Source organism: Leeuwenhoekiella sp. A2 (assembly GCF_047946655.1).
In the GTDB taxonomy this organism is placed as follows: Bacteria; Bacteroidota; Bacteroidia; order Flavobacteriales; family Flavobacteriaceae; genus Leeuwenhoekiella.
Genome location: NZ_CP172311.1, coordinates 725,994 through 748,212, shown reverse-complemented (window position 1 = coordinate 748,212; position 22,219 = coordinate 725,994). Strand labels below are relative to the sequence as shown.

Genomic DNA, 22,219 nt, shown 5'->3' with positions numbered 1-22,219 from the left:
ATAAAAAGAAAAACCTCTGCACTAGCAGAGGTTTTTCTTTTTATAGTACCCAAACTTATTCTGTTACTGTTGCTGCCTCGTCTTTAAAAACCACATCATTGCCTGTATATTCAAACCAATCAAAGTATGCTTTAGAAGGACTTTGTTTACCATTAGAGGTGGTGTACATACCAATAGTTACGCCTACAAAACCACCTGCCACTTTGGTGCTCAGGTATTTTCCATCAACGTCTTCAGCTAAGGAGTTCCAATTATTATTGTTGCCGTAATAGAAATTGTAATGATCTGTATGAAATTCTATTTTTAGTTCGAGCTCGCTCTCTGTTGCCTCTATTTCTTTTTCGGCTAAAACCTCAAAGCTATCCTCGTTGCTTTTTCGCAGTTCTACAACGGGTACGTTATCTTTTATACTTTTACACAAATAATAGAAGTGAGTCTCATTTTGAAAAGCCACAATACCGGCACTTTCATTATCAGATTCTGGTTTAAAATCTAGGCTTACAGCGACAGAACCTTCTAAATGTTGCTGTCTGTGACCTATAAAACTAGGATTGCTTTTGCCTGAAATAGTTTCGGGTCTTGTTTCTAAAGCAATACTTCCTGCGCGATCTGTAAAGTTGTACCACATATCATTTACAGTTCGTATAAATAGCCAGTTAAAACCGAGTGAATCAGCTTCAAAATCCTCTTTAAATGTGAAATTTCCACTTAAGGGAAATGCGTTTTTATCAATTGTCACTCCGTCAGGAACGGGATATTTGTATTTTACAGATTCACCTTTAAGATCAAAAACCGGCCAGTCGTCTACCCATTTTACCGGGGCAAGAAAAGTTTCTCTACCTGTGTTATAATAATCATCACCGTAAGCGCGGCATGCCAAAAAAATACCGTACCAATCACCGTTAGGTGCCTGAGTAATATCTGCATGTCCTGCTGAAGTGATAGGGTTTGGCCTTGTTGGGTCTAGATCACGCTGCGTTAAAATAGGATTATTCTCATAAGGAATGAACTTGTCATTTATATCTTTAGTACGGTAAACAACTTCAGAGTGATCAATGGCCGTGCCGCCTTCTGCCGTCATGAGGTAATAATAACCATTAAGCTTATAAATGCGCGGACCTTCCGCCCAGATAGGTTTTTTCGAAATATCGACGCCGCCATTTACCAGAATTCTATTCTCGCCTATAACTTTTAGGTTTTCTTTGTCAAATTCAAGAAGTCTAATTGTTCTGTGACCCTGATATAAAGGTTTGTTATCTGGAGCGTCACTATTATAAACGATATATGCCTTGTCCTCATCAAAGAAAAGACCTGGGTCAATACCTGAAACTTCCGGAAGCCAAACCGGGTTAGACCAGTCACCGGCTGGATCTTTAGTTGTAACTACAAAATTACCTTTGCCATCTACTAAAGTACAGGTTACATAAAATGTACCATTGTCATAACTAATATCTGGGGCAAAAATGGCTCTTGAAACACCAAAACCTTCTAATTGTAATTGCTCTGGTCTGTCTAATACGTTTCCTATTTGTTTCCAGTTTATAAGATCTGTACTGTGAAAAATGGGGATTCCCGGGTAAAAGGCAAATGACGAATTTACCATGTAATAATTACCCTTACCATCATCTGTTATACTGGGATCTGGATACCAGCCGGCAAGAATGGGGTTGTTAAAATATTCTTGTTCTGGTTGCTCTGCTGAAGCGGTTTCAGTTCTTTCTTTCTTCCCGCAGCTGGTTAGAATAAAAGCGGTTAAACAAATGCTTACCCAAATTTTAAAAGGCATGTTTATTAGAATTGGTTAATCAGGAAGAAATATAGCCAATAAAACCATGTTTTACGCAATCGATTTAAACTATTCAAATAATCTCATATTTATAGATGAAGAAAAGGTAAAAAGAACCGATTTTTACTAGTTAGGAGCGATTTTATAGGTGTTTTACCCAGTTTGTAGGTTTTAATCAAGGGTTATGGAATTTGTTTCAGCCTTTATTCTAAGTGTTTATTCTTCAGGAAATTTCATTTCTTGAAATTTAAAAATACAAACAGCTAAAACTATAGTTAGGGAGTATATTAGAATCCATATTGTTTGTGTGGAGAATCTTGTAACAAAACCATTATCTACTAAAAAAAAGTCATCCAAACAGAGAATAAAGAATATAATGATAATATGGTCTTCTTTTGCCACACTAAATAATCAGACTTCAAATTCCGTTTAATAAACCAAAATACTGCCATAGCGGGAATTGACAGCAATGAGCCCATTATGATCATAGCGAATATCACTTCATAAGAATTTAAAATACTGTCAGGACTAGCTTTGTTTGTTATTATGCTTAACATCAAAACTAATAAAAGTGGAGAAATGATGATTGTAAATAACCAAACTAGAATAGTGTATTTCATTGTCTTGCTTAAATAGTCTGAGGTTTACCTAAAATATTTATAAAAAAGAACCGATTTTTAGTAGTTTAGGAGTGATTTTATAGGTGTTTCACCCAGTTTTTCTCTTCCTTTTAGAAAATCTAATTCCATTAAAAAATTGAATTCAATGACTTCTGCCCCGCAACTTTGTATAAGTTGTTGTGCAGCGGCAGCTGTACCGCCGGTTGCCAGAACATCATCATGCAGAATAACTTTTTGACCTGGTTTGATCGCATTTTCCTGTATCTCAATAGCGTCTTCACCATATTCAAGTGCGTATGATTGTTTAATAACCCTGCCGGGGAGTTTACCCGGTTTTCGCATAAGTGTAAAACCCACCTGTAGATGTTGAGCAAGTAAAATACCTAATAGGAAACCGCGGGATTCTATGCCTACAACCTGATCTATTTTTGTGGAGTCTAAGTCTTTAGCAAGTTGCAGCACAGTTTCTCTGGTGGCTTCAGGATTTCGCAAAAGCGGACTTATATCTTTAAAAATTATTCCCGGTTTAGGAAAATCTGGGATATCGTGTATAAATTCTTTCAGGTTCATGGGAGAAATATATCATTTTCTGCTGAAGTTCTCTAGCGTATCTTTGAAACTTCTATGATCTAATTCATTCTCTATGGAAATTTTACTTGCCCAGATTTTTGGTTCATTATTTGGTTTTTTAGCTATTATTTTTGGTGCATTTGGCGCCCACGCGCTAAAAAAGAAGTTTACCGCAGATCAACTCAATTCATTTGAAACCGGGGTAAAATACCAGATGTATCATGCAGTAATTCTGGTCGTACTTGGTCTTGTGTTGGGCAGTGCAAGCGCTCTGGAGACGTATGCGATTTATTGCTTTATTATAGGAACCTTTTTATTCTCTTTTAGCATCTATGGTTTGTGCATTAGCGCAGCCGCCGGCAAAAAATGGAAATTTCTAGGTCCTGTAACTCCGTTAGGAGGCTTATTTCTGGCCGCAGGCTGGTTTATGCTATTGCTCAATTTTATCTAGAAAGCAAAAATGCCTGTGATTAGTTATTGCTACTAATTCACAGGCATTTATAAGGTTCTTAATTTAAATATTTTTACTTGCCCTCAAATTCAATTCCTGTCACAGCAGATGTTGACTGGGTTTGATTGGGAGAATTTTTAGGCACATACGTGAAATACACTTCGTGGAAATCACCATCTGTAACCGGATCTACTTGAATGGGTAATTGAGCTGTTTTTTGAGAAGCTTTAGAAGCCGGAAGCGTTCCCTTACCTACTAGTTTACCATCTGGTGCATCAAGATGGATCTCATAATCAAAACCTGCGTCTAACGTGTCCTGCCAGCCAATTGTAAGATTTGCTGTTTTTACATCTGTAAGATCAAGATGAGGTATTGCAAACCAGCCCATTTTCTCAGGATTAATAAGCATGTCTTTACCGCCCATAGACATGATCTTAAAACCGTCTGTCTTCATGTCTTCAGAAATAGAAATATTGTTGCCGGGTAGCAGAAGCTGAGATGTCCCCGTTAGGGATTTGCTTCCGGAAGCACCGTGATCTGTATAACTTGCGGTCACTACCAGTGTATTGCCTGCAGGTTTTTCTTGTGGAATTATCTTCCCGGAAGCTGGCAGGGATTTGTTTTTTTCGCCTTGAGTTAAAGACAAAATATAAGCTGTGATCTGTCTTGTATCTTCTGATGTTAAAGTAGGATGCGCTGGCATCATAACCTCACCCCAAACGCCCGCACCACCGGCAATGATTTTCTTGCCCAGATAATCATAGACATTCTTATCGTCTTTATATTTTTGTGAAACGGCTGTATAAGAAGGTCCTACAGATTTCTCATTGATCTTGTGGCAGCTGCGGCAATCCATAGTTTGCGTTAAGGTTTTACCCATGATAGAAGCAGCAACTTCCTGATGACCCATAGCCAAAGAAGCTTTATCTAAACCTTCAGCATAATCTATAGCGACATAAACGTTTGTACTGTCTATCTGGCTTGCATCTTCACTATCGCTAACATTTACCTGATATTGAATAGGTACACCAGGCATAAAGAATGATTTGTTTCCTTTTGTGATCGCGATATCTACTTTAGGTCTTTCATTACCTGCATAAATATTAATGACATCACTGCTCGCCGATGCATTTTTGTTATCTGTGACTTTTACAGAAATTTTATATTCACCCGGTTCTGAGTAAGTATATTCCAGCTCTGGCTCTGTGGTCTCTTTAGTCTCGTTATTACCAAGATCCCACAAATAAGTAACCTCGTCTTTCTCACGGTCTCTGGCATTAACTGCTACTTTTACTTTTAGCGGTACAGCGCCAGAAGTTTTATCAATCTCTAGACCTTCTACTAACGGTGGTCTGTTACCGCCATTGTAATCTATACGCGCCAGACCCGAGTCATCATTATTTGTAAACCAGCCGCTACCGTACTCAAGCAGGTAGATCTTACCATCAGGACCTACTTCCATATCTATTAGAGAATTTACTTTTATTAAGGGAGCGAAAGGTTCCATTTTTTCAAAGTCACCGTTTGGTTTCATAGTCACGGCTTTCATCCAGCCACGTATCCAGTCGTAGATTATTAATTTACCATTGTAGTATTCTGGTAAAGCTGATTTTTTAGGATACATATCTGTATAATATACAGGTCCCGCTATCGCGTTTCTACCGCCCTGACCTACGTCAGGAAAATCTTCTGAAGCTGTATACGGATACCAAATATAAGCCGGTTGCGCAGGTGGTAATTCTTCTAAACCGGTATTATTTTTAGAATCATTTACAGGCTTTTCAGGATTAAAGGGTTCACCACTTTTGCCTGTAGCATAATCATAATCTCGATATGCATAGTTGTTACCTATAAATAATGGCCAGCCAAAGTTACCTGGTTTTCTTGCCTGGTTCACCTCGTCATAACCGCGAGGACCACGAGTTTGCAAGCTGTCATTATTTGCATCTGGACCTACATCACCCCAATAAAGATTTCCGTTTTTTGCATCTACAGAAATGCGATAAGGATTGCGATGTCCCATTGTATAAATTTCAGGGCGTGTTTTATCAGTTCCTTCAGGGAATAAATTACCGCTGGGAATATCATAAGACCCGTCTTCATTTATTTTTATACGTAAAATTTTACCTCTCAGGTCATTTGTATTTCCTGCAGAGCGGCGTGCATCAAACTGGCGATGGTCTGGCAAATCGTTAAGCGGTGCAAAACCACTGTTTACATATTCTGCGTTCTTTTCGTCGAAAGGCGTAGAATTATCTCCTGTAGACAGGTAGAGCAAATTATCGGGTCCAAAGGCGATAGAACCTCCCGTATGACAGCAAATTTCGCGTTGCGTATCAATCTCTAGAATTGTTTGCTCGGTATCGGTTTTAAAAGTATCATCTTCAAATTTAAAACGCGATAGACGGTTTATAGATCTATCTCCCGTTGGGCTGTAATAGGCGTACACCCAGTGGTTATTTTCAAAATCAGGAGCTTTTTGTAATCCCATTACACCTTCTTCTGCATTTACGCCGGGTGTGTGCAGCGTTTTACAGTAAACATCGAGAAAACCTACTTGTGTTACCTTTTTGGTTTCCTGCTTGTACAGCATAATTTCACCCCTTCTTTGTGCTACCAGAATATCAAGATCTGGAAGAATGGTCATCTCGGTAGGTTCAAAAAAGTCGCCCTGTACAAGCTGCGTTTTAGTAAATCGATCTGCATCTGGCATTGTGTCTGCACTGGCTAAATCTGGATTTTGTTTTTTATCACTCTCACATGCTAGAATAGAAAACAGCAGAAGTGATGCCAGGAGTATTACTGGTTTTTTCATTAAGAAATTTGGTTTAAGCGAAGAAAAATTAAGTATTAGGTTGTGTATGATGAAAGTACAATTAATTATTACTATAGAACGAAAAAATCGGGTGAAAAATCCCGATTTTGATATTAAAACAACCGATTTTTTATCAGTTTGCTTCTGTAGTTAATGATGTGACATCGTTACTGTAGCATTTTTTACTCTTATAAAGCTGGTAATGCCAACTCGTGAATCGCATTTTGATTGGTGTCGATTTCAAACAGTTTTGAATAATCCATGACATTAGGCACATTATCGAGCTCACATAAAAATGCGATTGCAGCGCAAAGCCCGTTAAATTGTGTTTCTTTAGAAGTAGGATCTTTAGGTTTTCTTCCTCTATGATGCAAAGGGACAGAATAACCACAGCCTTGTAAAAAAACAGCTTCAATTTTAAGAAGCTCTAATGGGGAATAACCATTTATTTTGCGACCAAAGGTTTCATTTACTTTCCCTACATAATTAAGAACCACAGAGCCGTGTTGATCTGTAAGATGTTTCCAGGCTTCTGTATTATCACAAATATTACCCACTGCGCAGCTTTTGCTGCACTCAGGGTGAAGTTCGCCATTATGAAAAGCAGTATATAATTTGCGTATAGCTTGTTCTAAACGTGGAGAAGTAATCATAGCGTATTCTTTTTCTTGAGATTAAAGTTACAAAAAAGGAGCTAATTCCTGATTTAAAAGATATTGACTAATTGAAATATTGTTACGGAAACATATCGCAGCGACAAGCATACCATTGCTTTACAAAACCGTCTAGTTTATCGAGGTATTCATTAATCTCAACTTTGCCGGTGATTTTATGATCACCGTCAATTAAAAGAGGTGCTTCTGCTAATTTATCCTGAATAACTTCTGAAGGAATCAAAAGCGCATTAACACGTTGTTGTAAGCTAATATTGTCTGAAGTATTTAAGCGTAGTTGTAACATTTTGTTCTCGTTTTACAAGTCTTAAGTTGCTAAGCAATGCTAGAAAATTTGTCGTAAAAATAGTCTGGCATTACGATAGAAAGCTAAACCTTCGTTTAAAAATCACCCTTAAAATCGCCGATTTTTTACCTTTTTTGAACGATTTTTCGCTTTAAGCGAAATGTTATTTAGCTTCAGTATGCTATTTATGTCTAAAAAATGTGAGGAAGCAAGTTCTCTGCACGACTCAACTAGATCTTCTTTACAGCCTCAAGAGCAGAGGAAGCCTTCATTTGTTCAGGTAGATCATCGAGATTATTAAAATCACCCCGAAGTACTTTTAGAGCATATTTTTCACGATCAATTTCTGGGCGGGTACGTACCTTAAACGCCCTGAAAACCGGAACCGGCGGGCACCATCCTTGTAAAGCATGTTGTAAGAAAAAAAGTAAAACGACTCCCGGCAGAATGAACCAGTAAATATTGAGATAAACACCCAGCGCGAGACCGGTTAAAGCGAGTATAGACATATTTGTTTCAAGCACTCTTTCTATATCCCATTCTTTATCTAATTTACTTATTCTGTCTGATATTGCTGTAGATGAACTTTTAGAAAATCTGCGTATGTTCTCTAATGTTTGTTCATCAATTTTGCTGTTCTTTTTAATGGTTGTATTTCTGCGCACGCGCTCGCCAGCCGGTTTATCGGTTTTTGAAAAATGTTGCTATTTCATAGCCTGTTTAAGTTAATTAGTTAAGGGCGATCTTTACTTTCTACACCGGGTATTGATACAGTCTTACCGGGAAATTTATTTTTAAGCACATCTACACCTTCCTGCGGTTTTGCCTTTGGTATTAATTCTTTTCTTTCTTCCCGCTTTTCTTTGCTGTCTATACCCATTTTTTTATCGCGTTTTTCTACCAGTTCTGGTTTGGCCTCACCGTCTCGATTAAATGACCAGGCGAGCTTAGGATCACCATATGGAAAGCTTGAGCCATTCTCTGCGTTTGCACTTCCTGTGCTCCAGACGTGCCAGGTCTTGCCATAGCTGTTCATTTTACTCTCCATAAGTTCTTCTTCTGCTACATCTGGCAATCCCGGAGCAACCAGTTGGCCGGAAAGTATTTCATAATTATGCGGATGCCAGTATTTTTTTTCTGCTTGCGGTAAAGAATCAAATAATCGTTCTGAGATTATATATTCTATACCGGTAAGTTTTGCATCTTCGGTATTACCGTCAAAAAGGGCGCACTGCGCAAAATCTTCATTAATTTGTGTACAGTAATGATGCGCTTCCATTTGATGTGTAGGATCATCTTTCATAGGATGAAAACCTACCAGATATATATCCATAGGTTTAAAAGGGTCTTTACCTTGCAGGGTTTCGGCTCCAGCTTCAAGAACTTGTGTCTTTGTAGTTTTTTCCTTTCCGGGTGGTTCTGTACTAGATTCAGTTTTATCACCACAGGAGCTTATTAATGGTACTGTAATCAGGATTAATGAAAATAATTTATAAATCTTTTCCATTTTTTTAAGTTTAATCATGGCAGTGCAGAGGCACAACTCCATAGTTAATATTCCTATCTACTATTCAATCTATAAGCAATTTACAACAGGCCTTTTAGTGAAATTAATGCAATACATAAAATTTGTTATCCGGAAAATTTCAAAGATTAATGATGCTGATACAGGATATGGACGGCTCAAAACACCTAAAAATGCAAGCGTTTTTGTATGTGTTTTAGCTGATTTTTGTGGTTAGAAGAGCGATTTTTAAGAGTATGGGGGTTTTTTAGTCGACAGTTTTTTCAACTAGTTTTAAGTTTCCGTTTTCAGCTTTCCAATGTTCGTAATATTCTTTATCCTCTTCATTGTGACCTATTATAAATCGCTCTGTTATTTTGGGGACGCCGTTTTTTAATTTAAAAATATCACGCCCGTGCCGACAGCAGCCGTCTCTCCAGGCGCTATTAATTTCTTTTTTTTGATGGTCAAATTCAGGTGAAGTTATAGCTGCGTATTCTGTGTTTTTTTCAAAGATATTTTTAGCCGGATTATATATCCAGAAGAGAAAAGGAACATTAGGCCCGGCCGGCAGAAATTCAATCAGCCTAAAATCAATTTTTCCGTCAAAATTCATGTCTTCAATAGCGAAGAGCTGGTCGTTAGGAAAAGTTGTGCTGAAGTAGTTTTTACCGGGTGTTATTTCTTGTAATAAACTTCCGTTTTTGATAATCTCGATTTTTGTTATTTCGCACTCTTGCTCTTCACAAACTTTCGTAAGACAAAATTCAAATCCTGCTTCATTGAATTTCAAAATTTCTTGGGAAAAAAGTTTGACTGAGAACAGGAAGATTATGAAGAGAAAATATTTTTTCATGAAAAAGTTAGCAGGTTTAGTATGAGGAGAGGAGGTAAGTACTGGTTTTTAGCTGTTTTTACCCGATTTTTAATGGTAAACTGCTGTTTTTTATTTTGGTTTTCTTTCTTCGGGTTTTCTGGTAATGACAAAATATATTACATAGAACCAACTAAAGATTCCATGCAAAAAGGCTAAAAGGACAGATTTATTTCTTTCCCAGGAAAGCACAACAGCTAAAACACTGCCTAAGCCTATTCCGCTTGTGATCGCTGTGTTTTTAATTCCACCGCTTCCGGTTTGCTGGCTGTAACATTCTAAAGAAACTGCAAATAACAAAACTAGGGTAAATTTAATTTTACTCATATTTTTTGATTTTTCGTTTTATAACAGAGGGGAGACTGTGGTTTTTGAAATTTCAAAATAGTTATTTTTCCCTTATTAGTATGAGGGATTTCCGCAAAAGGATGGAAAAAGCCAAAAATTGTAGGCAAAAAAGCATGGCATCAGATTACTCGCTAGTTGTTATATAGATCTGGTGTTACAGCAATCTCAAGGGCAAATTCTCCTTCCTTATCGTAGTATTTGTAATTCATGGTAATGTTATTTTCTCTGTATGGTTTTAATTCAGGACTATTTTTTACGTTATCAATTAAACCAGTTCTAACGTATTTATTAACCGTATCCAGATTTACTTCAGATTTTAAAGTATTTACCAGCGTATAATAATAGATGAAATTTTCTTTGCCTTTTGACGAAGCGCTGTCTAACCGCGTATATTGATCAATTTGCAAAGGGGTTTGCTTATTGACTTCTACAGCAGCTTTTTTTAATTCAGACTCTACGTCATTTTTAAAGAATAAATTCTGCAGGGTAAAATAGGAAATGACGGCTGCAATCATTGCAACAATTGCTTGGGTGAGCTTAGCCTTTTTAGAAGATTGATCTTTCATAGAATTCTTAGGCGTTTTGTGATAATGCGGTTAATGTTTGCATGGCTTTTTTGGCATCTTTTTTATCTACAAAAATGTGGTCGTGGTAGTAGCCGGCGATCACATTACAGCTTATTTCATTTTTTGCCAATGCTCCTGAAAATGCTGCCGTAAGACCCACCGCATCAAGCGATGAGTGAATTGTAAGTGTGATCCATGAAGCGATAAATGTATAATTCAATTTTAAGGTATCAGCTTTATTTTTTTCGATCACGATCGTCGTTCCTTCCTCTTCTTTAAATTCACAGATCGTGTCATTTCTGCCAATTTTATCAAGATTTTTTACAGTAACAAAAACATAATCACCCTCGTTTAACACAGGAGTCATGCCTTTTAGCAAGTTAGTTAAATCTGTTTCTCCGCTCACTTTTTATATTTTATTAATGAAATTAATGAGGCTAGCGCCCAAACACCTTCAAGTATTATAAACGGAAGATAATTCATTAATACAGACGCTAAACAAGCTAAAGATGCGCCGGCTAAATTTAAAAGTATGAATGCTAAACTGCTCTTATCTAATTTTCCGTTTATATTTAAAATGTAAGCTGAGAGTATTAATAAGACACCAATAAAACCTATCCAGTCTACTTTTTCCATTGTGCATTGTTATACGTTACAGATGAGTATATGCTCACTTGATCATCGAAAATAAGTTTTTAAATACAAATAGCGATTTACTAATTACAATCATATACAGAGCTGCATTACATTTACAGTATATGATTAAAAAAGATAAGAATACAGGCAAAGTAACTTTAGCTTCTGCATTTAAAACGATTGTCTGGCCACGAAGAAAGCTGCTTTTTCTGGGACTATTCCTTATAATTATCAGTAGGTTGGCGGGTTTTGTGTTGCCCCTCAAGTCTAAAGAATTACTTGATGAAATTGTGCCAAATAAAGACATTAGCGGACTTTATAATCTCTTGTGGATGGTGGGTCTGGCACTGCTCGTACAGGCAATTACGTCGTTTTTACTTACTAAACTTCTAAGTGTGCAGGCGCAATATCTTATTAGCGAACTGCGCACACAGGTACAGAAAAAAGTTTTGTCGCTGCCCATTAGTTTTTTTGACAATACAAAATCTGGCGCTTTAGTTTCTCGCATAATGAATGATGTAGAAGGTGTGCGAAATCTTATTGGTACCGGTCTTGTTCAGCTCGTAGGCGGAACGCTCACCGCGGTAATATCTTTGGTTTTATTGATACGCATAAATGCATGGATGACACTTTTTGTTTTTGTTCCTGTTGGTATTTTTGGGTTTGTAGCGCTTAAGGCTTTTAAGTTTATACGACCTATTTTTCGCGACCGCGGAAAAATAAATGCTGAGGTTACCGGAAGATTGACTGAAACACTTGCCGGAGTGCGCGTAATAAAAGGTTTTAATGCAGAACAGCAAGAGAATAAAATCTTTGAAGAAGGCGTTGAGCGCTTATTTCAAAATGTCAAAAAAAGCCTTACAGCGACCGCTTTTATGACCAGTTCTGCCACTTTTTTGCTGGGTCTGGCCTCTGTAGGAATAATGGGAATAGGGGGTTATTATATGATTCATAGTACCATGACAACAGGAGACTTTTTGCTTTTTACATTACTGCTGGGTTTTATGATTGCTCCTATCGTGCAAATGAGCAATATTGGGAGCCAGTTAACTGAAGCTCTTGCAGGTCTGGATCGCACAGAAGAACTTATGAATATGACCACCGAAGAAGAAATGCAAAACCGTACAGTAACTCTTGATGATGTGCGTGGGCACATTAAGTTACAGGATGTGACATTTGCATATACTAAAGGGAAGAATGTGCTACATAATATTAGCCTTGATGTAAGCGCAGGGCAGGTTATTGCTCTTGTGGGGAGTTCTGGCTCTGGTAAATCTACCATTGCCGGGCTTTGTGCCAGTTTTATAACACCCATAGAAGGAACCGTTTTTATTGATGGTGTAGACCTTTCTACCGTTCAATTAAATAGTTATCGTAAGCATCTGGGAGTTGTATTGCAGGATGAATTTTTATTTGAAGGAACGATCAGGCAGAATATACTTTTTCCCAGGCCAGACGCTACAGAAGCTGAACTTCTGGCTGCTGTGAACGCGGGTTATGTAAATGAATTCACAGATCGCTTTGAAGATGGATTAGATACATTAATAGGGGAGCGGGGAGTAAAATTATCTGGAGGGCAACGCCAGCGCATCTCTATTGCCAGAGCTATTCTTGCAGATCCTAAGATCATAATTCTTGACGAAGCCACATCTAATCTGGATACTGAAAGTGAAGGATTGATACAGAAATCTTTACAAGAATTAATTAAAGATCGTACTACTATTATTATTGCACACAGATTAAGTACGATCAAAAAAGCAGATAAAATTCTGGTAATAGAAAACGGCAAAATTGCAGAAATAGGTTCTCATGAATCTTTAATCGCTCAAGGCGGAAGATACCACGATTTATATACGTACCAGGCGAAGATATAAGTCTTAGTTTTGCAGAAAAATCAGGTCTAAAACCAAAAAAACCACATCTTTTAGATGTGGTTTTTAATTTATGGTGACCTCGACAGGATTCAAACCTGTAACCTTCTGAGCCGTAATCAGATGCGCTATTCAGTTGCGCCACGAGGCCTTTTTAATCAGCAAAAGCAAATAATTTCTTACCCTTTTTGCGGGTGCAAATATAATTATATTTTAAGTATGCACAAGTGCTTTTTAAAAATAAATGAAATCACATTTTGCAGAGTGCGTGTAAGATCAAACGATCTCTGCACTTAATCCCGCTTCAAGCAGTTTTGAGCACTTAGGAACCAATTCTTCATAGCTACCTGTTTTTACTGTGCATTTGCCTTTATAATGAACAATTAGAGAGCATTGTTCAGCCTGGTTAGGTGTATGTTCACAAGCTGCGATTAATGTCTCTATTACATAATCAAATGTGTTTACATCATCATTATATAGAACGATCTCACTATTAAGAAGTTCCTGTACGAGGACATCTTCCTTTTCCTGAATTTTCTCTTTGATACTCATTGGTTTATAAATTACTAACAATTAGTTTTTTACAAATTTACAAGCTACCCAATTATTTTTTTCAAAATTCATGATAAAATTAAGTCCGTGTTTGTTGCTTTCACTCGTTATAGCCGGAATATCTTTTGTATAAAAGCCACTAAGCAGTAAAATACCTTCTGGAGAAAGACAACTCGCATACACAGAAATGTCTGCTAGTAAGATATTCCTGTTGATGTTAGCAATGATAACGTCATACTGTTTATCATCAAGCAGTTTTACGTCACCTTCATAGACACTTATGTTCTTAATATTATTACGTTCAACATTTTCTAGTGAATTCTCATAACACCAGTTGTCAATATCAATGGCCTCAACAGGATCTGCACCGCGCATTGCGGCTAATATGGCAAGAATACCAGTGCCACATCCCATGTCTAAAGTCTTTTTACTCGTAAGATCAAGTTTTAAAATATGTTTGATCATAAGATGTGTGGTCTCATGATGACCGGTTCCAAAAGACATTTTTGGTTCTATGACTATGTCATATTCTGTATCGGGAACCGGGTGAAAAGGAGCTCTTACGGTGCATTTACCATCAACTTCTATGGGTTCAAAATTCTTTTCCCATTCTTCATTCCAGTTAACCGGCTCGATTTCAGTTTTAGAAAAGCTAATTTCAAATGTATCGTCAGCAAGTAGTTCAAAATCGCTTAAAAGGTCTCCTTTTATCTCTGCCGATTGTATGTAAGCCTTTACTCCCAGATCTGTTTCTTCAAAACTTTCAAAACCTATTTCAGCCAATTGAGCAATTAAGATCTCTACTCCGGGAATGAGCGGTTCTATCTTAAAGTCATATTCTGTGTATGCTACCGCCATTAGTTAAAAAGCGTTTACAATGGCCATAAAATCGTCAGCTTTTAATGAAGCGCCGCCTATTAAACCACCATCTACATCTGGCTTAGAAAAGATTTCTTTCGCATTAGCTGGTTTTACACTACCACCATAAAGTATAGTAACATCATTAGCTAAAGATTTGCTGTATTCATCTTCAACAGTTTTTCTGATAAAAGCATGCATTTCCTGAGCTTGCTCTGGTGATGCGGTTTCTCCTGTTCCTATTGCCCAGACTGGTTCATAAGCAAGAATAATGTCTTTCCATGAATCTGCTTCTAAGTGAAAAAGAGCATTTGCGATCTGCTTGTTCACTACTTCAAAATGCTCACCGTAATTGCGGTCTTTTAACTCTTCACCAAAGCAATAAATGATACGCATACCATTTTTAAGGGCTGTGTTTACTTTTTCGGTTAAAAGAATTTCATCTTCATTACAGTATGCACGGCGTTCACTGTGACCCAGGATCACTGTTTTTACACCTACGCTTTTTAGCATTTGTGCCGAAATCTCACCGGTAAACGCTCCAGAATCTGACTGATGCATATTTTGAGCTGCAACATGAATATCTTTATCGCGTAAACTTTCAAAAGCGTTGAATAATGAAACGAATGATGGTGCGATTATAACTTCAGCATCAGAGGTTTTTGGTATGGCTTTAAGCCCGGTGATTAAATCCTGAGTTTCTGAAAGGTCGTTGTTCATTTTCCAGTTACCGGCTACTATTTGTTTTCTCATCGTATTAATTTTGTTAGATTTTGATCAGTTGTAGTTATTGCTCTGTTTAGTTTTATTTTTCCGTTTTTATCGATAAGCATATATCTGGGAATCCAGTCTAAATTTACAGACTTGCCCAGTTCTCCTTTCCATCCCGCTTTCACGAAATAATGTTCTCCTTTCAGGTTAAAACGCTCTATTCCTTCGTTCCATGATGTGACATCTTTATCAAGCGACAGAAAAACATATACTAACTGCGGATTATTTCCCTGTAATTCTTTAAGATGCGGAAAACCCTGTATGCAGTCTTTGCACCATGAGGCCCAGAAATCTATTAAAATCTCCTTTCCTTGATTCTCTTCCAGAATCGATGCAAGATCTACCGCATCACCATCTAGTGAGATCATATCTTCACTAAGCGCTTCTTCAGAAAATCGCTCGTTTTGAGCAAAAATCGGGCTGCTAAGGCTAAAAATTAAGAAGATTAAAATATATTTCATAAAAAAATGAGAATAAGCTATAAAATTAGGTTTAGAATTTTTAATGTACAAATAGAAGTTTACTTAAAACGTATTTTTGGGTCTAACCAGCCGTAAATCACATCAACGAGGATGTTAATGACGATAAACATAGAAGCTATAACAAGTACCGAACCCATTATTATAGGCAGATCTAAGGTATTTAACGCATCTACAATTTCCTTTCCTAAACCATTCCAGCCAAATATGTATTCTACAAACACCGCTCCTGCAAGCATAGATGCAAACCAGCCAGAAACCGCGGTAACTACCGGGTTTAAAGCATTTTTTAAAGCATGGCGGGTAATTACCTGATAATTATTGAGACCCTTTGCGCGTGCTGTACGTATATATTCCTGATTATAAACTTCTAACAGTGAGTTGCGCATTAATTGTATGACAACAGCCAGCGGTCTTATGCCTAAAACAACTGCAGGCAGCAGTAGATTCTTCCATTGTATTGTGATGCCTTCCCCATAATCATCCATCTCATATAAGCTGCCTGTCATATTAAGATTTGTGTATTTGTGTAGTACGAAACCAAAAAGCCACGCAAACAAGATTGCACTAAAAAAGCTAGGTACACTCATTCCCAATGTGCTTACGACCTGAATAAATTTATCAATCCAGGTATCTCTAAAATTGGCCGAAATAATACCCAAAACAATGCCTATAAAAATGGCAATGCAAATGGCGCTAACGGCCAGAACGAAAGTGTTGGGCAGAGTTTCTGCGATAACTTCGGTTACCGGTTTGCCAGATTTTTGAAAAGATTCTCTTAAGTACGGTTCCTTTATAACAACATCAGTTTTTGCGACATTAAAAAGATGCGTGTAATTGTATTTTTCCGTTTTTAAAGACGTGTAATTGTCTGCGTTTTCTGAATGAAAAGAAACAGGAGACAGATCATTTAGATAATATAAATACTGGGTAAAAATAGGCTGATCAAAACCATACTTTTTTTTAATAATCGCTAACTGTTCCGGATCTTCATTTTGGTCAAGCATCATTCTGGCAGGATCACCGGGCAGCACCGTAAATAATAAAAATATCACGGTAACAACGCCAAAAATGGTTAGTAGCGCATAAAAGATTTTATTGAGGAAGTAGTTTGCCAAATTATAGTCGCTGAATATCTGCAAGAGCTAAAGCTTTATACTCGTGCGTATCACCCAGTAATTCTTTAGCATACTCTTCTATGGTCGTTGTAAAACCCGCTTCCTTGCGTCTTTTATTTACGTTTTCAGGATCTTGCACCGGCCAAATAAAAATGCCGTTAGCAGCAGTTATTTGTGCTTGTGTACCGTAGATCTGCTCTTTACCCTGATTCATAAGATAACGGTCTTCCATAGTGGCGGCAAGCGTGAATGGTAGTTGGCCATCTTGCGCCGCTTTTTTTATCATAGGCAGGTAATAGTCGATCTGATCCGGATTGTGTTTTATGACCTCATATGCGACCAGATTTGTAGGTTCGCCCACCAGATCCTTCCCGGGATAGCCTAAATTATCCAAAATATTCTTTACGATCTTTAAATTGCTTGTATCTAGCATTTCCTGCTTTTTATACAGGTCACCGGTATAATCTTCAGGATCTAGACCAAGTTTAATACCTAATGCTTCTCTTTCTTCAACTGGAGTTTGTAGTAATGGGCGGTAATAGGTGTCATATTTAGAAATGCTATCCAGTTTTTGCTTAAGCGAAAGATCAAGCTGTGGCTTTGCTGTATCCAGATTATCGAGAACGATCCTATCTGCGTCATTCCAGTGCTTTTTTTGCAATATGGTCCCGGAATTTAAAACCAATATCCCCGGATTGCTGCGTACTATGGTTTTAAGCGCAGTCTCATCTGTAAAATAAAAATCGAAGTTTAATTTTTGCTTTTCCTTTAAGTTCTCCACATTTTTAGCTCCCGAAGCAGTAAGGCCAATAACCTCGTAACCTTTTTTCAGGGCTTCATCTGTAAGTTCTTTAATATTTGGCCACCCGTTCCATTCTGTTTTGTCAATACTATACGCTACAATTACAACCAGATTTGGCGTGTTTAAAAACCGCTCTGTATGATCAATATCTCCCTTTTCTATGGTAAAATCGTGCACAGGAGGTAAATATCCGGCTTGTATTTCATCTGTTTCTACACTTATAAATTTTCCATTCACATCAGGATAGCTGCCAGAAGTCGTGATTATTTTTTCTTCACCATCAACTTCAAACTTCCAGTTATAATCAAAAATTGCTTTAGGCGCATCATCAGGAACCTGCATTGCATCTGTAATGTTGGTTCCTATTTTATAAGGTCTAAAGTCAAACGTAGGTAAATGCATAAGAACATGATAACCAAAAGCAAGACAGCCAATAAATGAGATGAAAATTATAAGCGCACGGCCAAAATTTGTAAAGAAAGGTTTAATATACTTGCTATTAGAGAACAGCAATAAAATAAGAATGAGAAGTACTACATCTTTTGTAAATGACTGCCACGGTGTAAGTGGTAAAGCATCGCCAAAACAACCGCAGTCTGTAACTTTATTAAAATATGCAGAATAGAAGGTAAGAAAGGTAAAAAACAGGATCATGAGCAATAGTAACCATAGCGTTATACGCTTCATATAACCTATGATCAATGCGATACCCAATACTAATTCTAAAATCACCAGAATGATCGCAATACCTAAAGCAAACGGACTCAAAAACTCAAGATTGAGAACGCCGGGGCTAAAATATTCCTGCAATTTATATGAGAATCCTACAGGGTCATTCAACTTTATAAAGCCGGAAATAATAAAAAGAATCCCGACAAATATCCTGGTTAGGCCTATAAGAAATTTCATAAGGTAATTTACTGTTATTGATCTATGCTTCTACTTTAGCTTCATTCATCAAGATAAGTGCAAAAACCGAATAATTTATCATATCCTGATAATTGGCATCTATACCTTCAGAAACTAATGTTTTTCCTTTATTGTCTTCTATTTGCTTCACACGTAAAAGCTTTTGCAGAATAAGGTCTGTTAAAGAACTTACACGCATCTCGCGCCAAGCCTCCCCGTAATCGTGATTCTTATTTTCCATCAACTCTTTTGTGAGCGCAATTTTTTCATCATAGACCTTTAAAGCCTTTTCTACATTTAAGTCGGGCTGATCTACAACTCCTAATTCAAGCTGAATAAGCGCCATTATTGAGTAATTAATAATGCCTATAAACTCACCGGCTTCTCCTTCATTTACTTTTCTAACCTCATTTTGCTGCAGGCTTCTTATGCGCTGTGCCTTTATAAAGATCTGGTCTGTAAGAGATGGCAACCTTAGTATGCGCCATGCACTGCCGTAATCTTTCATCTTTTTTTCAAAAAGCTCGCGGCACATGAGTACTACCGCATCATATTGTTTTGAGGTATGGTTCATTAATAGATAAGAATTTGCGTAAATTTCGCTTAAAATAATCAATATAAAAAACCACCACACTATTTAATGGCAAGCATTAATTGCAAAGGCAAACTCATAGATTTAAACATACCCAGAGTTATGGGTATTCTTAACCTCACGCCAGACTCGTTTTACGATGGCGGGAGTTATAAGAATGAGAAAGATGTACTTCTTAAAACAGAGAAAATGCTTACTGATGGCGCTACATTTATTGACATAGGCGCATACAGTTCACGACCTGGTGCAGATGATATTGCTGTTGAGGTTGAGTTGGCTAGAATCGTGCCTATAATAGAATTACTTGTAAAAGAGTTTCCTGAAATTCTTATTTCTGTAGATACCTTTCGTGCTAAAATTGCTAAGGAAACGATAGAAGCAGGAGCCGCACTTGTTAATGATATTTCTGCCGGTTTCCTTGACGAAAATATGATCTCGACTGTAGCGATATTTAAAGTGCCCTATATTCTTATGCATATGCGAGGTACACCTCAAACGATGAAAGAGCTGAATACTTATGACAACCTTGTAAAAGAGGTTTTATTCTATTTTAGCGAAAGGATTAAAACCGCCAGAGAAGCAGGGATTGATGATATAATTCTGGATCCCGGTTTTGGTTTTGCTAAAAACATAAAGCAAAATTTTAAAATGCTAGATAAGTTTGAACTATTTGGTATAGCAGAACTTCCCGTACTTGCCGGTTTATCACGAAAATCACTTATTTACAAAACCTTGCACATAGAAATAGAGGAAGCACTTAACGGTACCACTGTTCTCAATACAATTGCTTTGCAAAAAGGAGCATCTATTTTAAGAGTGCATGATGTAAAACCTGCCGTAGAAGCGGTTAAACTGTACAATGCCTTAAAAGGCGTACCAGCAGAATCTTAGCATACTGGTCTAAGTTTATTACCTTCGCGCGATAAATTTTAGAATATGAGTGTATTTTACGTGTTGCTGGGTTTGGTTTTGCTTGTCGTAGGTGGCGAATTCCTGGTGCGCTCTTCTGTAGGACTTTCATTTAAGCTCAATCTTTCTAAAATGGTAATTGGGCTCACTGTGGTTTCATTTGCTACTTCGGCACCAGAATTATTAGTGAGTTTACAAGCAGCGCTTGATGGTTTTTCAGATATATCTTTAGGAAATGTAATAGGTAGTAATATTGCTAATATTGGTCTGGTTTTAGGCTTAACGGCAATAATATCGACGCTGGGTATTGATCATGATTTTTTTAGATTTAATTGGCCTGTGATGGTTTTGTTTTCGCTTGCGCTTTATCTTATTCTAAAAAACGATCACGTAATTAGCAGGAGTGAGGGATTGGGTCTTTTAGGCGCACTTTGTGTTTATCTGTATTTTTTAATTCAGCGAGCGAGAAAAGCGAGACCCACAGAAGAAGGTCAAAATGATGAGATAGACGATGGGCTTTCTAAAACTTCCTATTTTAAAATTGTTGTCTGGCTCATAATAGGAGCAGTAGCTTTATATTTTGGTTCAGAATTTCTGGTAAAAGGGGCGAAGGAGTTGGCTTCGGCTTTGGGAGTAAGTGATTATGCGATCTCGGTAACCGTTATTGCAATTGGCACAAGTGTTCCTGAGCTTGCCGCTTCAGTTATTGCAGCTTTAAAGAAGGAAAAAGCTATTTCGCTAGGAAATTTAATAGGTTCTAATATCTTCAATATTGCCTCGGTTTTAGGCTTAACAGCAGTGATCACACCTATAAATGTAATTGATCCCAGTATTCTTTCTACGAATATATTCTGGTTGATAGGTTTCGCTTTAATCTTGTTACCACTTGGTTTTTTACCCATAAAAATGGAATTGAGCAGGTGGAAGGGCTTTTTACTTTTTGCAGCGTATTGTGTATTTATCGGGCTGATTTTCGCTTAAAAATAACCGATTTTTAGCTGCTGCAGGAGGATATTCTTTGGTTCAAAATATAAAGAAGGGAATTAATAAATAGAAATTATTCCCCCGATTTTCAATAAAAAAACCCGCTTTTTAGATCTAAAAAGCGGGTTTTATATTTAGAAGAAACTTCTGTTATAATTTAGCTTCAGCTTCTTTTACTGTTTTAACAATACGACCGGCAATCTTGTATGGATCTCCGTTTGACGCTGGGCGACGATCTTCTAACCATCCTTTCCATCCTCTTTCTTTTGCTAGTAGAGGAATACGAATAGAAGCACCTCGGTCTGAAACTCCATAAGAGAAATCATGTATTGATGCAGTCTCGTGAAGTCCTGTTAAACGTTGATCGTTAAACTCACCGTAAACAGCAATGTGTTCTTTTACTACAGGGCGGAAAGCTTCACAAATAGTATCGTAAACATCTTTAGAACCTGCAGTACGTAAAGTTGTATTTGAGAAATTAGCGTGCATACCAGAACCGTTCCAGTCACCTTTAATAGGTTTAGGGTGAAATTCTATATAATACCCGTAATCTTCAGTAAGACGTTGTAGTAAGTATCTTGCTACCCAGATTTCATCTCCGGCTTTTTTAGCTCCTTTTGCAAAAAGTTGAAATTCCCACTGGCCACTTGCTACTTCCTGGTTTATACCTTCAAAAGTAAGACCTGCTTCTAAGCAAAGATCTGCATGCTCTTCTACAAACTGTCTGCCGTGTGTGTTTTTACCGCCTACAGAGCAGTAGTACATGCCTTGTGGTCCTGGATAACCTCCCACAGGGAAACCTAAAGGTAACTGTGTACTTTTATCCATTATAAAATATTCTTGCTCAAAACCGAACCAGAAATCATTGTCATCATCATCAATAGTTGCTCTTGCATTTGATGGGTGAGGTGTACCATCTGCACTTAAAACTTCGGTCATAACCAGATAACCATCTTTACGAGCAGGATCTGGATATATAGCAACAGGCTTTAATAAACAATCTGAAGAACCTCCTTCAGCTTGTCTGGTTGAAGAACCATCAAAGGACCACATTGGGCAATCTTCAAGTTTGCCGCTAAAGTCTTCTTCAATCTTGGTTTTACTTCTCAAATTGGCAGTTGGCTCATAACCATCTAACCAAATGTATTCTAATTTTGCTTTGCCCATATCAGCTGATTTTTAAATTTTTCGATTATTGAACAGTAAATATACTATTTCTTTGAAACCTGCTATACGAGTTGAGG

General features: G+C 37.4%; 24 protein-coding genes and 1 tRNA gene. 4 read left to right on the top strand and 21 right to left on the bottom strand.

What is annotated here, in order from left to right; translation table 11 throughout:
- Positions 1-55 precede the first annotated feature (55 nt).
- Together ACH3PA_RS03320 and ACH3PA_RS03315 are read right to left on the bottom strand one after the other, a co-directional pair.
- A complete protein-coding gene (locus ACH3PA_RS03320; protein ID WP_416440371.1) occupies positions 56-1,786 on the bottom strand; it encodes a glycoside hydrolase family 43 protein in 1,731 nt (576 codons plus the stop codon).
- Between the two features lie 677 nt (positions 1,787-2,463).
- A complete protein-coding gene (locus ACH3PA_RS03315) occupies positions 2,464-2,976 on the bottom strand; it encodes an adenine phosphoribosyltransferase (protein ID WP_416440373.1) in 513 nt (170 codons plus the stop codon).
- A 73-nt stretch (positions 2,977-3,049) separates the two neighbouring features.
- Between ACH3PA_RS03315 and ACH3PA_RS03310 the strand changes: the two genes are divergently transcribed.
- Positions 3,050-3,427, top strand: coding sequence for a DUF423 domain-containing protein (locus ACH3PA_RS03310; RefSeq protein WP_416440375.1), 378 nt, complete (start codon positions 3,050-3,052; stop codon positions 3,425-3,427).
- A 73-nt stretch (positions 3,428-3,500) separates the two neighbouring features.
- Here ACH3PA_RS03310 and ACH3PA_RS03305 read toward each other — a convergent pair whose 3' ends face one another.
- The 10 genes from ACH3PA_RS03305 to ACH3PA_RS03260 form a co-directional block, all read right to left on the bottom strand.
- The gene (locus tag ACH3PA_RS03305; RefSeq protein ID WP_416440377.1) at positions 3,501-6,242 is read right to left on the bottom strand and encodes a PQQ-dependent sugar dehydrogenase; all 2,742 of its coding nucleotides are present in this window, start codon (positions 6,240-6,242) and stop codon (positions 3,501-3,503) included.
- A 188-nt stretch (positions 6,243-6,430) separates the two neighbouring features.
- Positions 6,431-6,895: a Na(+)-translocating NADH-quinone reductase subunit F gene (locus ACH3PA_RS03300; RefSeq protein ID WP_416440379.1), complete on the bottom strand. Its 465-nt coding sequence runs from the start codon at positions 6,893-6,895 to the stop codon at positions 6,431-6,433.
- A gap of 82 nt (positions 6,896-6,977) precedes the next feature.
- Positions 6,978-7,202 (bottom strand): hypothetical protein, encoded by a 225-nt coding sequence (locus tag ACH3PA_RS03295; RefSeq protein ID WP_416440381.1) that lies wholly within the window; start codon positions 7,200-7,202, stop codon positions 6,978-6,980.
- Between the two features lie 230 nt (positions 7,203-7,432).
- A complete protein-coding gene (locus ACH3PA_RS03290; protein WP_416440383.1) occupies positions 7,433-7,867 on the bottom strand; it encodes a hypothetical protein in 435 nt (144 codons plus the stop codon).
- A 68-nt stretch (positions 7,868-7,935) separates the two neighbouring features.
- On the bottom strand, positions 7,936-8,709 hold the full coding sequence (locus ACH3PA_RS03285; RefSeq protein WP_416440385.1) for an OBAP family protein: 774 nt from the start codon (positions 8,707-8,709) through the stop codon (positions 7,936-7,938).
- 265 nt (positions 8,710-8,974) lie between these two features.
- A complete protein-coding gene (locus tag ACH3PA_RS03280; RefSeq protein WP_416440387.1) occupies positions 8,975-9,562 on the bottom strand; it encodes an XAC2610-related protein in 588 nt (195 codons plus the stop codon).
- Between the two features lie 90 nt (positions 9,563-9,652).
- Positions 9,653-9,907 (bottom strand): hypothetical protein, encoded by a 255-nt coding sequence (locus ACH3PA_RS03275; protein ID WP_416440389.1) that lies wholly within the window; start codon positions 9,905-9,907, stop codon positions 9,653-9,655.
- 152 nt (positions 9,908-10,059) lie between these two features.
- A complete protein-coding gene (locus tag ACH3PA_RS03270) occupies positions 10,060-10,494 on the bottom strand; it encodes a hypothetical protein (RefSeq protein ID WP_416440391.1) in 435 nt (144 codons plus the stop codon).
- A gap of 7 nt (positions 10,495-10,501) precedes the next feature.
- Entirely contained in the window at positions 10,502-10,900 is a 399-nt protein-coding gene (locus ACH3PA_RS03265) for an ACT domain-containing protein (RefSeq protein WP_416440393.1), read from the bottom strand.
- Positions 10,897-11,130 carry a CBU_0592 family membrane protein gene (locus tag ACH3PA_RS03260; protein WP_416440395.1) on the bottom strand — a complete coding sequence of 78 codons (234 nt, stop codon included), beginning with the start codon at positions 11,128-11,130 and terminating at the stop codon, positions 10,897-10,899. Before ACH3PA_RS03260 ends, ACH3PA_RS03265 begins: the two co-directional genes overlap by 4 nt.
- 122 nt (positions 11,131-11,252) lie before the next feature.
- On the opposite strand from ACH3PA_RS03260, the gene ACH3PA_RS03255 reads away from it, so the two are divergent.
- Positions 11,253-13,004 (top strand): ABC transporter ATP-binding protein, encoded by a 1,752-nt coding sequence (locus tag ACH3PA_RS03255; RefSeq protein WP_416440397.1) that lies wholly within the window; start codon positions 11,253-11,255, stop codon positions 13,002-13,004.
- Between the two features lie 71 nt (positions 13,005-13,075).
- Here ACH3PA_RS03255 and ACH3PA_RS03250 read toward each other — a convergent pair.
- The 8 genes from ACH3PA_RS03250 to ACH3PA_RS03215 form a co-directional block, all read right to left on the bottom strand.
- A tRNA-Arg gene (locus ACH3PA_RS03250) sits at positions 13,076-13,152 on the bottom strand.
- A gap of 125 nt (positions 13,153-13,277) precedes the next feature.
- Positions 13,278-13,553 carry an ATP-dependent Clp protease adaptor ClpS gene (locus tag ACH3PA_RS03245; protein ID WP_416440518.1) on the bottom strand — a complete coding sequence of 92 codons (276 nt, stop codon included), beginning with the start codon at positions 13,551-13,553 and terminating at the stop codon, positions 13,278-13,280.
- A gap of 21 nt (positions 13,554-13,574) precedes the next feature.
- Positions 13,575-14,411: a 50S ribosomal protein L11 methyltransferase gene (prmA, locus tag ACH3PA_RS03240; RefSeq protein ID WP_416440520.1), complete on the bottom strand. Its 837-nt coding sequence runs from the start codon at positions 14,409-14,411 to the stop codon at positions 13,575-13,577.
- Positions 14,412-14,414: 3 nt separating this feature from the next.
- Complete coding sequence (tpiA, locus tag ACH3PA_RS03235; protein ID WP_416440522.1) at positions 14,415-15,164, bottom strand: triose-phosphate isomerase; 750 nt, start codon at positions 15,162-15,164, stop codon at positions 14,415-14,417.
- Positions 15,161-15,643 carry a TlpA family protein disulfide reductase gene (locus tag ACH3PA_RS03230; protein ID WP_416440524.1) on the bottom strand — a complete coding sequence of 161 codons (483 nt, stop codon included), beginning with the start codon at positions 15,641-15,643 and terminating at the stop codon, positions 15,161-15,163. The genes tpiA and ACH3PA_RS03230 overlap by 4 nt, the downstream gene beginning before the upstream one ends.
- Before the next feature lie 59 nt (positions 15,644-15,702).
- A complete protein-coding gene (locus tag ACH3PA_RS03225) occupies positions 15,703-16,779 on the bottom strand; it encodes an ABC transporter permease (protein ID WP_416446678.1) in 1,077 nt (358 codons plus the stop codon).
- A 1-nt stretch (position 16,780) separates the two neighbouring features.
- Positions 16,781-18,490, bottom strand: coding sequence for a BT_3928 family protein (locus ACH3PA_RS03220; protein WP_416440526.1), 1,710 nt, complete (start codon positions 18,488-18,490; stop codon positions 16,781-16,783).
- Positions 18,491-18,512: 22 nt separating this feature from the next.
- Positions 18,513-19,064, bottom strand: a complete 552-nt coding sequence (locus tag ACH3PA_RS03215; RefSeq protein WP_416440528.1) for a DUF1599 domain-containing protein — start codon at positions 19,062-19,064, stop codon at positions 18,513-18,515.
- Between the two features lie 66 nt (positions 19,065-19,130).
- On the opposite strand from ACH3PA_RS03215, the gene folP reads away from it, so the two are divergent.
- Together folP and ACH3PA_RS03205 are read left to right on the top strand one after the other, a co-directional pair.
- Positions 19,131-19,973: a dihydropteroate synthase gene (gene folP / locus ACH3PA_RS03210; RefSeq protein ID WP_416440530.1), complete on the top strand. Its 843-nt coding sequence runs from the start codon at positions 19,131-19,133 to the stop codon at positions 19,971-19,973.
- A 45-nt stretch (positions 19,974-20,018) separates the two neighbouring features.
- Entirely contained in the window at positions 20,019-20,972 is a 954-nt protein-coding gene (locus tag ACH3PA_RS03205; protein WP_416448415.1) for a calcium/sodium antiporter, read from the top strand.
- A gap of 153 nt (positions 20,973-21,125) precedes the next feature.
- Here ACH3PA_RS03205 and ACH3PA_RS03200 read toward each other — a convergent pair whose 3' ends face one another.
- The gene (locus tag ACH3PA_RS03200; RefSeq protein WP_416440534.1) at positions 21,126-22,142 is read right to left on the bottom strand and encodes a glutamine synthetase beta-grasp domain-containing protein; all 1,017 of its coding nucleotides are present in this window, start codon (positions 22,140-22,142) and stop codon (positions 21,126-21,128) included.
- Between the last annotated feature and the right edge of the window lie 77 nt (positions 22,143-22,219).

What these genes read in the sequence shown, in the direction of transcription:
- ACH3PA_RS03300 (WP_416440379.1), bottom strand. Translation starts at nt 6,895, where the DNA reads ATGATTACTTCTCCACGTTTAGAACAAGCTATACGCAAATTATATACT.
- prmA (WP_416440520.1), bottom strand. Translation starts at nt 14,411, where the DNA reads ATGGCGGTAGCATACACAGAATATGACTTTAAGATAGAACCGCTCATT.
- folP (WP_416440530.1), top strand. Translation starts at nt 19,131, where the DNA reads ATGGCAAGCATTAATTGCAAAGGCAAACTCATAGATTTAAACATACCC.
- ACH3PA_RS03310 (WP_416440375.1), top strand. Translation starts at nt 3,050, where the DNA reads ATGGAAATTTTACTTGCCCAGATTTTTGGTTCATTATTTGGTTTTTTA.
- ACH3PA_RS03220 (WP_416440526.1), bottom strand. Translation starts at nt 18,490, where the DNA reads ATGAAATTTCTTATAGGCCTAACCAGGATATTTGTCGGGATTCTTTTT.
- ACH3PA_RS03270 (WP_416440391.1), bottom strand. Translation starts at nt 10,494, where the DNA reads ATGAAAGATCAATCTTCTAAAAAGGCTAAGCTCACCCAAGCAATTGTT.
- ACH3PA_RS03255 (WP_416440397.1), top strand. Translation starts at nt 11,253, where the DNA reads ATGATTAAAAAAGATAAGAATACAGGCAAAGTAACTTTAGCTTCTGCA.
- ACH3PA_RS03215 (WP_416440528.1), bottom strand. Translation starts at nt 19,064, where the DNA reads ATGAACCATACCTCAAAACAATATGATGCGGTAGTACTCATGTGCCGC.
- ACH3PA_RS03200 (WP_416440534.1), bottom strand. Translation starts at nt 22,142, where the DNA reads ATGGGCAAAGCAAAATTAGAATACATTTGGTTAGATGGTTATGAGCCA.
- ACH3PA_RS03260 (WP_416440395.1), bottom strand. Translation starts at nt 11,130, where the DNA reads ATGGAAAAAGTAGACTGGATAGGTTTTATTGGTGTCTTATTAATACTC.
- ACH3PA_RS03315 (WP_416440373.1), bottom strand. Translation starts at nt 2,976, where the DNA reads ATGAACCTGAAAGAATTTATACACGATATCCCAGATTTTCCTAAACCG.
- tpiA (WP_416440522.1), bottom strand. Translation starts at nt 15,164, where the DNA reads ATGAGAAAACAAATAGTAGCCGGTAACTGGAAAATGAACAACGACCTT.
- ACH3PA_RS03285 (WP_416440385.1), bottom strand. Translation starts at nt 8,709, where the DNA reads ATGGAAAAGATTTATAAATTATTTTCATTAATCCTGATTACAGTACCA.
- ACH3PA_RS03275 (WP_416440389.1), bottom strand. Translation starts at nt 9,907, where the DNA reads ATGAGTAAAATTAAATTTACCCTAGTTTTGTTATTTGCAGTTTCTTTA.
- ACH3PA_RS03230 (WP_416440524.1), bottom strand. Translation starts at nt 15,643, where the DNA reads ATGAAATATATTTTAATCTTCTTAATTTTTAGCCTTAGCAGCCCGATT.
- ACH3PA_RS03320 (WP_416440371.1), bottom strand. Translation starts at nt 1,786, where the DNA reads ATGCCTTTTAAAATTTGGGTAAGCATTTGTTTAACCGCTTTTATTCTA.
- ACH3PA_RS03280 (WP_416440387.1), bottom strand. Translation starts at nt 9,562, where the DNA reads ATGAAAAAATATTTTCTCTTCATAATCTTCCTGTTCTCAGTCAAACTT.
- ACH3PA_RS03305 (WP_416440377.1), bottom strand. Translation starts at nt 6,242, where the DNA reads ATGAAAAAACCAGTAATACTCCTGGCATCACTTCTGCTGTTTTCTATT.
- ACH3PA_RS03205 (WP_416448415.1), top strand. Translation starts at nt 20,019, where the DNA reads ATGAGTGTATTTTACGTGTTGCTGGGTTTGGTTTTGCTTGTCGTAGGT.
- ACH3PA_RS03245 (WP_416440518.1), bottom strand. Translation starts at nt 13,553, where the DNA reads ATGAGTATCAAAGAGAAAATTCAGGAAAAGGAAGATGTCCTCGTACAG.
- ACH3PA_RS03295 (WP_416440381.1), bottom strand. Translation starts at nt 7,202, where the DNA reads ATGTTACAACTACGCTTAAATACTTCAGACAATATTAGCTTACAACAA.